The organism is Halonotius sp. GCM10025705 (assembly GCF_042662885.1).
Classification (GTDB): Archaea; Halobacteriota; Halobacteria; order Halobacteriales; family Haloferacaceae; genus Halonotius; species Halonotius aquaticus.
In genome coordinates this window covers 861,260-874,524 of record NZ_JBHSZD010000001.1, presented here as the reverse complement: position 1 = coordinate 874,524, position 13,265 = coordinate 861,260, and the positions used below count along the sequence as shown (strand labels likewise).

Annotated in this window: 10 protein-coding genes and 5 pseudogenes; 9 read left to right on the top strand and 6 right to left on the bottom strand. The window is 61.9% G+C overall.

Annotation, left to right across the window (positions count from 1 at the left end):
• Window positions 1–10 precede the first annotated feature (10 nt).
• The 5 genes and pseudogenes from cofD to ACFQJB_RS04930 all read left to right on the top strand — a co-directional run bounded on the left by cofD (window position 11) and on the right by ACFQJB_RS04930 (window position 3,522).
• Window positions 11–999 (top strand): annotated as a pseudogene (cofD, locus tag ACFQJB_RS04950) (2-phospho-L-lactate transferase).
• Complete coding sequence (locus ACFQJB_RS04945) at window positions 992–1,747, top strand: dihydropyrimidine dehydrogenase (protein ID WP_379724622.1); 756 nt, start codon at window positions 992–994, stop codon at window positions 1,745–1,747. The pseudogene cofD and the gene ACFQJB_RS04945 overlap by 8 nt, the downstream one beginning before the upstream one ends.
• Window positions 1,744–2,648: pseudogene (locus ACFQJB_RS04940) on the top strand (triphosphoribosyl-dephospho-CoA synthase). Before ACFQJB_RS04945 ends, ACFQJB_RS04940 begins: the two are co-directional and overlap by 4 nt.
• A pseudogene (locus tag ACFQJB_RS04935) lies at window positions 2,645–3,282 on the top strand (DUF447 domain-containing protein). The pseudogenes ACFQJB_RS04940 and ACFQJB_RS04935 overlap by 4 nt, the downstream one beginning before the upstream one ends.
• A gap of 54 nt (window positions 3,283–3,336) precedes the next feature.
• Window positions 3,337–3,522, top strand: a complete 186-nt coding sequence (locus tag ACFQJB_RS04930) for a 30S ribosomal protein S17e (protein WP_120103077.1) — start codon at window positions 3,337–3,339, stop codon at window positions 3,520–3,522.
• Window positions 3,523–3,598: 76 nt separating this feature from the next.
• On the opposite strand, the gene ACFQJB_RS04925 is transcribed toward ACFQJB_RS04930, so the two are convergent.
• Window positions 3,599–4,987 (bottom strand): NAD(P)/FAD-dependent oxidoreductase, encoded by a 1,389-nt coding sequence (locus ACFQJB_RS04925; RefSeq protein ID WP_379724619.1) that lies wholly within the window; start codon window positions 4,985–4,987, stop codon window positions 3,599–3,601.
• Between the two features lie 117 nt (window positions 4,988–5,104).
• On the opposite strand from ACFQJB_RS04925, the gene ACFQJB_RS04920 reads away from it, so the two are divergent.
• Window positions 5,105–5,644: a PAS domain-containing protein gene (locus tag ACFQJB_RS04920; RefSeq protein ID WP_379724616.1), complete on the top strand. Its 540-nt coding sequence runs from the start codon at window positions 5,105–5,107 to the stop codon at window positions 5,642–5,644.
• Here the strand turns inward: ACFQJB_RS04920 and ACFQJB_RS04915 are convergent.
• On the bottom strand, window positions 5,641–6,003 hold the full coding sequence (locus ACFQJB_RS04915; protein ID WP_379724613.1) for a hypothetical protein: 363 nt from the start codon (window positions 6,001–6,003) through the stop codon (window positions 5,641–5,643). The genes ACFQJB_RS04920 and ACFQJB_RS04915 overlap by 4 nt on opposite strands.
• Before the next feature lie 114 nt (window positions 6,004–6,117).
• On the opposite strand from ACFQJB_RS04915, the pseudogene ACFQJB_RS04910 reads away from it, so the two are divergent.
• Window positions 6,118–7,067: pseudogene (locus ACFQJB_RS04910) on the top strand (D-2-hydroxyacid dehydrogenase).
• Window positions 7,068–7,073: 6 nt separating this feature from the next.
• Here the strand turns inward: ACFQJB_RS04910 and ACFQJB_RS04905 are convergent.
• The 3 genes and pseudogenes from ACFQJB_RS04905 to ACFQJB_RS04895 all read right to left on the bottom strand — a co-directional run.
• Window positions 7,074–7,586: a hypothetical protein gene (locus tag ACFQJB_RS04905; protein WP_379724610.1), complete on the bottom strand. Its 513-nt coding sequence runs from the start codon at window positions 7,584–7,586 to the stop codon at window positions 7,074–7,076.
• Window positions 7,587–7,655: 69 nt separating this feature from the next.
• On the bottom strand, window positions 7,656–9,425 hold the full coding sequence (locus ACFQJB_RS04900; RefSeq protein WP_379727956.1) for an ATP-binding protein: 1,770 nt from the start codon (window positions 9,423–9,425) through the stop codon (window positions 7,656–7,658).
• A gap of 110 nt (window positions 9,426–9,535) precedes the next feature.
• Window positions 9,536–9,898 (bottom strand): annotated as a pseudogene (locus ACFQJB_RS04895) (PAS domain S-box protein); the annotation flags it as partial.
• Window positions 9,899–10,105: 207 nt separating this feature from the next.
• Here ACFQJB_RS04895 and ACFQJB_RS04890 point away from each other — a divergent pair.
• Together ACFQJB_RS04890 and ACFQJB_RS04885 are read left to right on the top strand one after the other, a co-directional pair.
• Window positions 10,106–10,546 (top strand): response regulator, encoded by a 441-nt coding sequence (locus ACFQJB_RS04890; RefSeq protein WP_379724607.1) that lies wholly within the window; start codon window positions 10,106–10,108, stop codon window positions 10,544–10,546.
• A complete protein-coding gene (locus tag ACFQJB_RS04885) occupies window positions 10,547–11,599 on the top strand; it encodes a hybrid sensor histidine kinase/response regulator (RefSeq protein WP_379724604.1) in 1,053 nt (350 codons plus the stop codon). It begins immediately after the preceding gene.
• 285 nt (window positions 11,600–11,884) lie between these two features.
• Here the strand turns inward: ACFQJB_RS04885 and ACFQJB_RS04880 are convergent, their stop codons facing one another.
• Entirely contained in the window at window positions 11,885–13,096 is a 1,212-nt protein-coding gene (locus tag ACFQJB_RS04880) for a PAS domain-containing protein (protein ID WP_379724601.1), read from the bottom strand.
• Window positions 13,097–13,265 lie beyond the last annotated feature (169 nt).

The following is a 13,265-nucleotide window of genomic DNA, read 5'->3' as shown; positions in this document are numbered from 1 at the left end:
AACCGGAGGTATGCGCACGCTGCTCGCCGGCGGGACGGGGACGCCGAAGCTGCTGGCCGGCGCGAAAGCTCACGTCGATCCCGCCGAGGTGACCGTCGTCGGCAACACCGGCGATGATGTCGAGCTCGGCGGGCTGCTCGTCTGTCCGGATCTCGATACGGTGCTGTTCCACGAGGGCGGGGTGCTCGATACCGACCGCTGGTGGGGGATCGACGGCGACAGCCACGAGACAACCGCGGAACTCCACCGACTAGCCGACGCCGCCGGCCTCGACGACGGGCCGCAATTTCTGCCCGACGACAAGCAGACCACCGGTCGCGAGATCGCTCGCTGGCGACGCTTTTCGGGGATTGCGGAGTTCATGACGATCGGTGACCGCGATCGAGCGGTTCACATCACGCGAACGAGCCTGCTGGACGAGGGGCACTCGCTCACCGAGACAACTGCGATCCTCGCTGACGCCTTCGGTGTCGAGGTGACGCTGCTCCCGATGAGTGACGATCCGGTCGCGTCGCTCATCCACACCGACTCGGGGCTGATGCATTTCCAAGCATACTGGGTCGGCCACCGCGGCAACGTTGCTGTCGACGATGTGGAGTTCCGCGGAGCCGACGACGCTGAACCAACCGACGACGTGCTTGACGCCCTCGACAACCCGGTCGTCATCGGTCCTCAAACCCGGTGACGAGTATCGGCCCAATGCTCGCCCTCGACGGCATCGAAGCCGCACTTGACGAGACCGATGTCGTCGCTGTCTCGCCGTTTATCGAGGATCGTGTCTTTTCAGGGCCAGCGGCTGATCTCATGGCCGCGACCGGCCGGGAACCGAGTACACAGGGTGTCGCCGACGCCTACCCGTTTGTCGACGCCTTCGTGCTTGATACCAACGACGAGACCGATTTGGATCGCCCCGTCGTTCGCACTGATACCACGATCGAAACGGTCGCCGACAGCGAGCGCGTGTTCGCGGCGATCCAGGAGGCGTTGGCGCGTGTTTGAGCCACCGCTTGCGCTGGCCAGCCTGAGCGGCGAGGCCGACGCCGAGTGGGCACTGGCTGCCGCCGATCACGCTGGCGCGGCGTTTCTCGGCGGGATCGCCCTTGATGAGCCCGCCCGCGAGGCCGCCCGCCAGCTTGTCACCCGCGATCGCGAGGAGTTCCTCCCGGCTGATCCACTGGCGTTCATCGACGACCAACTCCAGACGGTCGCCACCGATACCGCGTCGATTCGCCCAGCCATCAACGTCAGAACCACGACCGCCGACCCGATCAGAGCGGCGGCAGCGATCTGTACCGACTACGACGCGATCCTGGAGATCAATGCTCACTGTCGGCAGGCTGAACTCTGTGCGGTCGGCTGTGGCGAGTCCCTGTTGGCCGACAGCAGCCGGCTGGCCAACTACGTTGCCGTCGCCGCCGAGGAAGGGGCAGCTGTCAGCGTCAAGGTCAGAGCCGCCGTCGACGGCGTTGATCTTGTCGCGGTCGCCGAAGCGATCGAGGCGGCCGGTGGCGATGCGATCCATATCGACGCGATGGACGCCGAACCCGTCGTCGGTGCGGTTGCCGACGCAACCGAGTTGTTTGTTATCGCTAACAACGAGGTCAGAGACGCCGACAGCGTCCGCGAATATCGTCGCTTCGGAGCCGACGCCGTCAGCGTCGGGCGACCGAGCCGCGATCCCGACGGCCAGGTAGTGCGCCGTGTCGCCGACGCCGTTGCACAGCACAGCCCGGAGCCAAACCCATGAGCGACGATACTCAGCCGGCGGCCGGCACCGACCGAGACCGAACCCCAGCCGAAAACGCACAACTCGCCCTGCTGCTCGAAGTCAGTGGCACCCCAAAGCCGGGGAATGTCGACCGCCACCGCGATCTCGATGAGCTCCGATTTGAGCACTTCATGGCCGGCGCGGTCGGCGCAGCCGAGGGCTCCGTCGGGCGGAAGCCGGCGATCCCGTCGGCGTCGCCTTCGAGGTGGCGGTCGCCGGCATGGCAGCCCAACAGGGCGGCAACACGCAGTTTGGCTGCCTGCTGTTGCTCGTGCCACTCGTTCGGGCTGCGGCAACCGACGATCTCTCACCGGCCGGCGTTAGCGAGATCGTTGCGGCAACGACCGTCGACGACGCGGTGCAGTTCTATCGGGCCTTCGAGCATGTCGATGTCGCCGTCAGCGACCTGCCGCCGGAGGCTGACGCACTTGACGTGCGCCGGGGCGCTGCGGCCGCGTCGACGCTCCGAGAGCGAGAGCTATCACTGGGTGAGATCATGGAACTTGCGGCCGATCCCGCCGAGGGGGTTCCTGATGGCAACGCCCGCGAGTGGGTCACCGGCTTCGACCGCGCGTTCACAGCAGCCGACAAATTGCTGGCCGACAGTGGGCCGGTCGGCGATCGCACGGCGCGACTCTTTCTCGACTTGCTGGCTGCGCAGCCGGATACGCTCGTGGCGACAACACACGATGCAGCAACCGCGCGCAAGGTCTCCCAGCGGGCCGCCGCAGTCGCCGAGCGCGTCGATACCGACGGCGACCTCACGGCCGCCGAGGAACTCGCCGCGGAGTTCGTCGACGCCGGCTACAACCCCGGCACCACGGCGGATCTGACCGCCGCCGCGCTGTTTATTGCGCTTGAACGTGGGCTGTCTGTATGACCAGCGACGGCGGGCACCCCGACGATGGCGTCGCCAGCGACTGGCCGGTCGCGCTCCGCGGCGTCACCGAGTCAATCGTCGCCACCCTCGGCCCGAACGACCGCTGGAACATGGCTGCCCTTGGGTTGCATGCCCCCGACGAGTCAGGCGAGCCGGTCGAAGCGACAACCTGGGGCAACACCCGCACCAAGCGCAACTTTCACCGGCAGGGCGGTGGTGTCGTCCAGTTCACCCCTGACCCACGAGCGTTCGTCGATGCTGCGGTGACGATCCGAGAGGAGGAACATCCCGTATTGCCGAGTGCCGACGCATGGGTCGACGTTGCAGCCGAATCCGTCGCAACCGGTACAGATGGCGGCACCGAGTGGGAGCGGTGGAAGCTTCGGCCAACCGACACGGGGACTGTCGCCGCCGAACGACCACACACGATCAACCGCGGTTTCGGGGCCGTCATCGATGCGACCGTCGCCGCCTCGCGGTTGGATGTCCCGAGCTATGACACTGAAACGCTGCTCGATCGACTGGCATACTTCGAGGAAACAGTTGAAAAATGCGGGGGCCCCAGGAGCGGGCGGCCTTTGAGGCCCTGAGTGAGGCGACCGACTGGCGGTCGCTGACCGGTGATGAGTGCTGAACGACGACTGTCGCGGAACGAATCGTTTTAGTGGTGCTCCGGGTAATCCCGTGTATGGCAATCAAACCGAAGTACGTCAAGCAGCTCGGTCGCACCCTGCTTGAGGACTATCCGGAGGCGTTCAACACGGATTTCGAGACGAACAAGGAAAACGTCAGCAAGCTCACCACCGTCGAATCGAAGGGTGTCCGCAACCGGGTCGCCGGCTACATCACCCGGAAGAAGGCCGCGAAAGTCTAATCGGATCTTTTGACGACGTTGTCCCCGCAAGCGCGTGTCACAGCACATCGCGTAGCGACCGTATTCGCCACGTCGCTCAGTAGACGTAGTCGTTCTCGGTCAACTGCGTGTATCCCTGCTTCCGCAGCCGGCGTTTCTGTTTTTTGTACTGATAGAGGATCTTCGCTCCTGAGAGCCCGGAGCGGAGCGTGTTCATCTCGAAGAGATTCACGCCCTCGGCGGTGAGCATCCCTCGTACCGATTTAAACGTGCGATCCCAGTCGTCCGGGCCGTAGTCCCGACACAACTCCGCAAACGTCACATTCCGAAGCAACTCGTCGCCGATCGCCGATCGCCAGCGGTCGTTGTACGCCGCCAACTCACCGGCCGCCGCCAACTCGCCGGCGATCTTTCCAGTTCGAACGGCGACGTGGTCGCCACCCTCATGGAAGGCCGACGTGGTTCCCATCGCCCCACCGACGACGGCGATCCCGGCGTCGACTGGTGATTCGATCGGCTGTGTCGAGGAGATGCTGTAGGTTTCGGTGCCGTCGCGTTTGCCGCAATCCTCAACGATCGGGAAGTCCGCCTCGATATCGTACGCATCGCCCCACTCCAGTTCGAGTAGGCGGCGGATGTAGGTTGCCCCGTTTGGGATCGTCTCGTCGTCAGCTTCGAGTAGCGGGTAGGCGTCGCGATCTTCGACCGCGTCGATGTCGAGCCCGATCGGCATCGTTAGCCCGATCCGACAGACGCCGTCGTCGTTGGGAAACACCCACGGGTAGGCGGTGTGGCCGGGCATATGCCCCCACCAGAAGGTGATCGCGGTTTTGAGCTCCTCGAAGACGGCGTCGGGCACCCGACGGTACTCCTGGTAGGCGATGTGGTTGGCTTTCGGGGCGGCCAACCGCTCGGAGGCCGGCGTGTCGGCGGGGAGGTAGTTGTCGAGCACCTGGTTTGTGACGGTTCGTTGTGGCCCGTCGGCAAGGATCACGACATCGGCACCGATGTCCTCGCCGTCGGCGACCACGACCCGGTGGCGAGGCTCGTCGCCGGCGGCATCGAGGGTACTCTCGACAGCTCTGACCCGCACGCCGACCCGGTAGCTCGCGCCGGCGGCTTCAGCCCGTTCCCGAAGCCAGTCATCAAAGCGGGCGCGTTGGAAGGTATAGCCGAAGTGGTCGTATGAGGAGTCGATGCCGGTGCTCGTCAGCGTGCAGGCCTCGGTCGGGCCGACAAACTCCGCGCGGTCGAGTTCCTGGCAGACGACATCGTCGGGAAACTCATCAGGGTGAATCCCCATGAGATCAACCCAGTAGTCGAGAATCCCGGCGGCGTCCGTCGAATCCGGGCCAAGAAAGTCGCGGTCGGCTCGAGGGACGCCCTTTTCGAGGACGACCGCCTCGGCAGCCTCACCGGCGGCAGCGTGGGCTGCGGCCGCCCCAGCCGGGCCGCCACCGACGATGGCGACATCTACGCGTTCCATACAGTCACCCGGCCTGATCGAGGCTTAAACCCACTGAAACAGCCCGCTATTTTCCGAAACGACACCGCCGCGAGGATGGATCTCAACGCCTACATGGCTCGGTCGCCAACCGCTGGTATGGCTGAATCAGCGGACATTGGGGCTCTACTTCGGCGGCATGTCGACGACGACGGGCCGACGATCCCATCGACAGCCGTTGCCGACTCGCTGGCGGCGGCCCTTGGTGAGATTCGAACGGCCGCAGCGCCCGAAACATACGGCGGTGGCGACGAGCCGGCGATCGGGTGGGCGACGCCCGCGATGGACACCGCCCCGATCAGCATGGTGATCACCGGCCCAGCCTACGAGGACAATCCGGTGTGGTACGTCAACGACGCCTTCGAGTCGCTGACCGGGTACGCCGAAGCAGACGTGCTGGGGGAGAACCTCCGGTGTCTGCAAGGCCCCGAGACGGCCGCCGAACCGGTCGCTACGCTGCGAGAGGCGACCGAGATCTGGACAGCCGCGATTACCGAGTTGCAAAACTACCGCGCCGATGGCACACCATTTTACAGCCGGGTTGCCATCGCACCCATCCCCGACGAGACAGGGACGATCAGCAACTGGGTTGGGTTTCAGGAGCCGATCGAGGAAGCCAGCACAGCCGAGTCGCGTTAGGATCGGCGGTCCGGTGCGTTGGCCTCGTGTTGGTCGGCCGCCTGCTGGTTGATCTCGTCCAGTGCAGCCTCTTGTTCGCCACGCGCTAATCCACCGGAGTCGGCGTGTCGACCACCATACTGTCGGCTCGGGATCAGCTTCCAGACGGCCGAAGCACTACTGTCGGTGGTTTCATCGGCAGGCGAGGATTGCAGCCGACGAACCCCCAGCCAACCGGTGACACCGACGGCGACGAGAGCCAGGCCTTGCCAGCCGCCGCTTGCCCACAGCGCGGCCGGAAGCCCACCACAGAGGAGGACAGCGACGATGATGACGCCGAGCCGAGACTGCCCACGGTCGTCACGGCGGAGCGCACCCATAGCAATCGTTCCACGCACAACAGAATATGTGTGTCGGCTGATGAGACGTGTGGGTGTGGAACCGCCCAGCAGCGAGTGGCACATTTTAATGTGGCAGACAGCCGAACCGCCGGTATGGGCTCCCCAACAATCGCCGTGTTGCGACAGAAGATTCACGGGCTGTCGGCGAACGACTACGCGACAGCGTTGCGGGCTGAACTCCCGGAGACCGACATCGCCGTCGCAGACACGCCGGCTGCGGAACGCGAGCTTGTGGCGTCGGCACCAATCGTCACCGGCTACGACCTCGATGCGGAGCTGATCGAGACCGCCGAGAATCTCGATCTCTTCGCCGGTGTCTACGCGGGCGTCGACCACCTCCCCTTGGATACCTTCGAGGCCAACGATGTCGCGGTGACAAACGCCTCCGGAGTTCATGGGCCGAATATTGCGGAGTACGTCATCGGCGCGATCTTGAGTCACGTGCGTGGCTTCCCGCGAGCGCGACGACAACAGGAGCAACGTACCTGGCAGTCGTATCCCGCCCGCGAACTACAGGGCAGTACGGTGACAGTCGTCGGCCTTGGGGCGATCGGCTCAGCAGTCGTCGACCGGCTCGATCCCTTCGGCGTCGAAACCCTCGGTGTTCGCTACACCCCCGAGAAGGAGGCCCAACCGACGAGGTATTCGGCTTCGACGAGCTGCATACGGCCCTTGCTCGCACCGACTATCTCGTCTTGGCCTGCCCGCTGACAGAGACGACCCGTGGGCTGATCGACAGCGAGGCGCTGTTGACGCTGCCGACCGAAGCGTTCCTCGTCAACATCGCCCGCGGTGGCGTCGTCGACACCGATGACCTCGTGAGCGCGCTGCAGGCCAACCGGATCGCCGGCGCGGCGCTTGATGTGACCGATCCCGAGCCGCTACCGGAAGACCATCCGCTGTGGGGGTTCAACACCGTCTCGATCACGCCACACAACGCCGGCCACACGCCGCGGTACTACGAGCGCACCGCCGAGATTCTCGCCGACAACATCGAACGATACCGAAACGGCGAGACCGACTTTGAAAACCGCGTCGTCTAACGCATTTCAGGGACTCACCGACACCACGACCGCCGGTACGACCACCAGCACCGTCAGCCCATAGACAAGGGCTGAGCGGAGCCACTGGCCGCGAACCGCCGTTGCTTGTTCCTCGTAGGGGCGACCGCCGGCCCGCGGAAGAACGAGATGGGCAAAAAAGGCGTAGATGAAGCCGACAACGACGATCACGCCGACCAGATGCGCGGGCAGGCCGACACCAACGGTCGGCGGCAGCGTCGGCGTCAGTCGGTCAACACCGAGGGCGACAAGCGCGTACAACAGGCCGGCCAGCCCGCCAGCGAGATGGTGGGCGAACATTGCCGTCCGAAACCGAACGTCGGTTGGCGGCGTTCGGGTCAGGACGCCGGCAGCGATATACGCCGGCGTAAAGCCCTCGGGCTGGCGGCTCATTGGCCAATCCATCACGAGTGCGGCTACGACGCCGGCAGCGATGCCGATAGCCAGAAACCACAGCGGGGCCAGCCCGCCGGTCGTGAGGCCACTCGTGAGCGATTCCATACCCGACACACCGTGTCGATCCGTAAATAAGCACGTCAGACGAGAGACGCCCGCCGACGCCACGCGACGTTAGCTGTCAGGCAGCGTGATGTAGAACGTTGTCCCGTCGCCGGGTGTTGACTCGACACGGATCTCGCCGTCGTGGCGGGTGACGATCCGCTCACAGACTGCCAACCCGATCCCGGTGCCGTCGCTGTCGCCACCTTTGTCGAAGAGCCCGAAGATCTCATCCTGCTGGTCGGCCGGGATGCCGGGCCCGTCGTCGCTGACGGCAAACTCGACGCCCTGTGTCGTTTCAGTGGCGGTCACCTCGACGGTCGTTCCCTTGCCGCCGTGATCGATCGCGTTGGTGAGGAGGTTCTGGAACAGTTGACCGAGTTGATCGAAGTCAGCGGCAACCGTCGGGAGATCACCGACGATGATCTCGGCGTCGGCCTCCGCGATGGCCAACTGGAGGTCGTCGACAACGCCGTCGACAACGGCCTCGGCGTCGACGGATTCGAACGCCTTGCCTTCGGTTTCGACCCGGGAGTACTCCAACAGCCCGTCGATCATCCCCCGCATTCGCTCGGCGCCGTCGACAGCGAACTCCATGTACTCTTGGGTGTCTGCGTCGAGATCGTCGCCGAGTTCACTTTCGAGGAGATCGACGTAGCTGGAAACCATCCGGAGTGGTTCCTGAAGGTCATGGGAGAGGATGTAAGCGAACTCCTGGAGGCGTTCGTTTGAGCGTTTGAGGCGTCGTTCGTACTCCTTGCGGTCGGTGATATCCTTCGAGATGACCGCCAGCCCGTCGTCGTCGGGATAGATCTGCAGAACCGTCCAGTAGTCCGCCGGCTCGTAGTAGTACTCACAGGTCGTCGACTTGCCGGTGGTCATTGCCTCTCGCAGCCGCTCTTCGACGACGGTGTCGGTGATCTCGGGGAAGTACTCCCAGAGATTCTCACCGATAACTTCCTCGCGTGGCACGTCCAATCGGTCGGCGATCGCGTCGTTCCAGTAGGTCACGGTGAACTCGGTGTCGACCGCGTAGTAGGCATCGGAGATCCGCTCGGTCAGCCGGCGGTATTTGGCCTCTCGTTCGGCCCGTTCGATCTCGTAGGTCACCCACTCGGTCAACAGTTCGACGAACGTCTCTTGGATCTCGGTAAACTCCTTGTCGGCAGGATCGCGGTCGGCAAAACAGATTGTCCCGGTCGTCTCGCCGTCGATCGTGATCGTCGCGCCGGCATAACACCCCAAGCCGAACCGTTCGTAGGCGGGGTCGTCTTCCCAGCCGTCGTTGGCGGCATCGGTGACGACCAGCGGCCCCGCCTGGTCGGGCGCGACGGTGTGTCGACAGTATGATTCCGCAAACGGCGCGCTGGCGCCCGTTTTGAGCTGTTGATTCGGGCCCACCCCGACGACGATCTCTTGGGTGTCGCCGTCGATTTTGGTGAGAAACCCCTGCTCGACGCCCATGTAACCGCGACCAAACTCTAACAGTTCGGCGACTTTCTCCTCGAAGGGAACCGATTTCGCGGCTGTCTGGTGGAGCTTTCGGAACGCTTGCTCCTGGGTTTCGAGCCGATCGAGCCGCTCCGTGCGGTCGGAGATATCCCGGCCGATGCCGATGATCCCCTGAATGGTGCCGTGGTCGTCGGTGAGCTGTGTGCCGGTGAACTCGTGGGGAATCAACTCGCCGTCAGCGGTGCAGAATGGGGCTTCGACGATCACCGAGCCGGTTTCCCGCACTTCGGCGATGGCGGCTTCGATCGTTGGCTGATCGGCCTCGTCGAAGAGATCAAACGCATGCATCTCATCGAGTTCGGCATCGCTGTAGCCCGTCGTTTCGGCCAGCCGTTTGTTCCATCGTTGGAGGGTGCCGTCGACATCAAGGAGATAGAAGGAATCCTCAGCGTTTCAAGGCTCTGTTCGATAAACGCCCGTTCGCTGTCGAGGGCCTGCTGGTGGTGTTTGCGCGCCGAGATATCGCTGATCTCCGCGAGCACGTAGTCCTCACCATCGAGAGTGGTGCGGGCCAGCCGTACCTCAGCCCAAAACCGCTCGCCGTCGGCGCGTTCGATCCGCCATTCGAACTCCTGTGGCTCGCCGTCAGCGGCCGCCTGAATCCGCGCTTCGGCGTCGGCCTGGGTAAACCCCTCGTCGGTCGCGGTGTAGTCGGCGACCGAAAGCTCGCGCAGCTCGGCTTCGGTGTAGCCACACAGCTCCGCAAGCCGGCTGTTGGCCCCGACGATCGCCCCGGTTTCGGGATCGTGCAGCGTGATCCCGACACCCAAATCGTCGAAGACGGACTCGACAGTCTGTTGCATCGGTTCCATCGTCGTAGGCGGCGTCACAGTATAAACAGTTGGGCGGGCGACCGCCGAAACCGGGTGGATCGTTCACTGCAAGCAACATGTTTCCCGTCGCCTGACACGAAATTTGAAACCAACGGGGTGTGTATACTCACCAATGCGAACTCGTTTTGAACGGCTGGGTGGCGTCACGGCGACACCAAATTTGCCGGAGGGAGACAGATGACGAACGTTGACAACCCCGTCGAGATCTTGCTGGCTGAAGACAACCCTGGCGACGTGGTGTTGACGAAGAAAGCCCTCGAACAGGGCAAACTCGCCAACAATCTCCACGTCGTCGAGGACGGCGTCGAGGCGATGGAATATCTCCGACAGGAAGGCGAGTACGCCGACGCCGTTCGGCCGGATCTGATCTTGCTGGATCTCAACATGCCGCGCAAAGATGGCAAGGAGGTGTTGGCAGATATCAAGGAAGAAGACGGGCTCAGTCGCATCCCGGTTGTCGTGTTGACCAGTTCGGAATCCGAGGAGGATATCGCCAAATCCTACGAGCTGAGTGCCAACGCCTATCTGACAAAACCGGTCGATTTCGACGGCTTCGTCGAGATCGTCAACCGACTTGAGGACTTCTGGTTTCAGGTCGTCAAACTCCCGGAGGACTGAATGTCGGTCAGCGTTGACGACACACTCCAGCTGTTGTTGGTCGAGGACAACCCCGGCGATGCGACCCTGTTTGAACACCATCTCACGACCGATCGCCCGGAGTCGTTTCCGCCGGCAACAGTCACCCACGTAACACGGCTGGATGCCGCCATCGAGGCCCGCAACGAGGGCGACTACGATCTCGTTCTGTTAGATCTTGGGCTACCGGAAAGTACGGGGTTGGCGACGCTGGATCGGTACAACGCGGCTGTCGAAGACAGCGATTCCCTCTCGGCGTTGCCGGTGATCGTCCTCACCGGACTGAAGGACGACGCCACCGCAGTCGAAGCGATCGAACGAGGGGCCCAAGACTATCTCGTGAAAGACAGCGTCGACGCCGACGTGCTCCATCGGACGATCCGGTATGCGCTCGAACGCCACCGCCAACAACAGGAGCTTCGCCGACAGAACGAGCGGCTCGAACGGTTTGCCCACGTCGTCAGCCACGACCTTCGGAATCCGCTTGGCGTCGCTCAAGGCCGCATTGAGCTGATCGATGACGAGGAACACGCCCCTATCGTCGCCACGAATCTCGATCGGATGGAGGCGATCATCGACGACGTGCTCACGCTCGCCCGGGAGGGGCAAGCCGTCGAGGAAACGGAACCGGTCGATCTGGAGGTCTTGGCCGCCAACTGCTGGGCAAACGTCGAGACCGCCGGCGCGGCACTGTCAGTTGCCGATGGGCTGGTCGTCCACGCGGATGAGGGCCGCCTCCAGCAGCTACTCGAAAATCTGCTGCGCAATAGCATCGAACACGTCGGCGACGACGTTTCGATCACGATCGGCGCGCTTTCCGATGGCTTCTATGTCGCCGACGACGGCCCGGGGATCGACCCCGACAACCGCGAAGAGATCTTCGAGGCCGGCTACACGACCAACCCTGATGGGACTGGGTTCGGCCTCAACATCGTCAAGGAGATCGCCGCCGCCCACGGCTGGGATGTCGCCATCGCTGACAGCGAGGACGGCGGCGCGCGCTTCGAGTTTACCGGCGTTCGGCTTGAGATGTGAGGAGGTATCTGCGAGGCGTGTACCGGAAGTAGTGAAACAACTCTTTCGGATTTCAATCAGGAAGTGCAGTGCAAGATACAACGCGCGAATCTTGTAACAAGGTCAGCTGACAACATCTAAACACCTATTTGTCAGTTCTAGTTGGCACAAAAAACGTTATCGTACTTCCATTGGGGCCGCTATCGGTGAGTTCAACTGTACCGCCGAGTGCTGTCAGCGTCCAATACATCAGCCACACGCCGATGCCACTCCCGTGAATGAGGGGCGTCTCCTCACCACCAAAAATCACATCCCACTCGTTGGGGGAATTCCGGGGCCGTTGTCTGAGATTTGGATTGTTATCTCCTCGTTGTTCTGACAATTAGTAATCAGAATTTCAACCATCGGCTGCTCTTGATTGTTGTGAACCACTGCATTCTCAATTGCTTCTTCGATTGCAACCTGTAGGAGACTGCCATTCCGGATACGCTGCTGGTCGTTGGTCTCAATAGCACATTCAATACTCGCTTCGGGGAAGTCGTCCGATATTGTGTCAATAAATGTGGCAACTTGGGAGAGTTCAACAGTCTGTTCCTCTTGCCGTCGTCGGAAGAGCGCACGAATGTCCTTTGCTTTCTCACTTGTTTGTCGTAAATTGCTTGCTCGTTCTTGAATCGCCTGTAGTGCCGTCTGATGGCTCTCTTCGCTTTCGTCTCGTTCTAACCGCTTGGCGTAGCCTTCGATCGCTGTAAGCGAGTTCCGTAGATTATGTCTGAGCACACGGTTCATTACACCCAGAACCTCCTCGACGAATTGTGAATCAGTGATATCCTCTTCAATACATACAAAATGAGTTATTTCTCCCTCCACCTCGGTTATCGGAACGATCTTCTGATCAACTTCGTACCGCTCTCCGGTTTTCCGCTTGTTCGTGATTGTTGCCTGCCAGACCTCCCCGGCTGTAATCGTCTCCCAGAGGTTTTGATAAAAAGAGCTGTCTTGGGCGTCAGATTTGATGAGTCGCGGGGTGTTGCCAATTGCCTCGGCAGCAGTGTATCCAGTCGTCCGCTCAAACTGTGGATTCACGTACTCAATCGTTCCCTCAGAATCGGTGATAAACACGCATTTATCGACCGATTCAGCTTGGATTTCGAAGAGGGTTTTCTCTTGTTGGTACGCTTTTCGATCCGAGATATCCTCCTGATAGCCGAAAAAATGGGTCACTTCACCAGCATCATTTCTAACCGGTTGAATAGACACGCGACTCCAAAACATCATGCCTTCCTTGCGATAGTTGCGCAGCTCTACAGTGACAGGCTCACAGTTTTCGATAGCTCGCCGTATTTTTCTGACAGGCTCGTTTCTCGTTTTTTCACCTTGGAGGAACCGACAATTTCGACCAAGCACCTCTTCGCGGGGATAGCCGGTCAGTTCAACAAATTCATCGTTGACATAGATGAGCGGCAAATCCGGCTGATTGGCATCAGCGATAGTGGTCCCCACTGGTGTCGTGTCCATCGTCTCCGCAGGAAGCCCAGAGGGGAGATGCGAATTTGTGTTAATAAGGACTGTTTGCAGCCGGCCCTGTCCGTTCCAGTTGACTTGTGAGGTGACCACGATTACGTCAGATATCTGTGTGTCGTGAGAGACAACCGTTACTCTGAGTCCCAGGGCAAGTGCTTCTCCA

Coding starts and splice junctions, on each gene's coding strand:
- ACFQJB_RS04890 (WP_379724607.1), top strand. CDS start 10,106: ATGACGAACGTTGACAACCCCGTCGAGATCTTGCTGGCTGAAGACAAC.
- ACFQJB_RS04905 (WP_379724610.1), bottom strand. CDS start 7,586: ATGGAATCGCTCACGAGTGGCCTCACGACCGGCGGGCTGGCCCCGCTG.
- ACFQJB_RS04880 (WP_379724601.1), bottom strand. CDS start 13,096: ATGGACACGACACCAGTGGGGACCACTATCGCTGATGCCAATCAGCCG.
- ACFQJB_RS04930 (WP_120103077.1), top strand. CDS start 3,337: ATGGCAATCAAACCGAAGTACGTCAAGCAGCTCGGTCGCACCCTGCTT.
- ACFQJB_RS04925 (WP_379724619.1), bottom strand. CDS start 4,987: ATGGAACGCGTAGATGTCGCCATCGTCGGTGGCGGCCCGGCTGGGGCG.
- ACFQJB_RS04920 (WP_379724616.1), top strand. CDS start 5,105: ATGGCTGAATCAGCGGACATTGGGGCTCTACTTCGGCGGCATGTCGAC.
- ACFQJB_RS04885 (WP_379724604.1), top strand. CDS start 10,547: ATGTCGGTCAGCGTTGACGACACACTCCAGCTGTTGTTGGTCGAGGAC.
- ACFQJB_RS04915 (WP_379724613.1), bottom strand. CDS start 6,003: ATGGGTGCGCTCCGCCGTGACGACCGTGGGCAGTCTCGGCTCGGCGTC.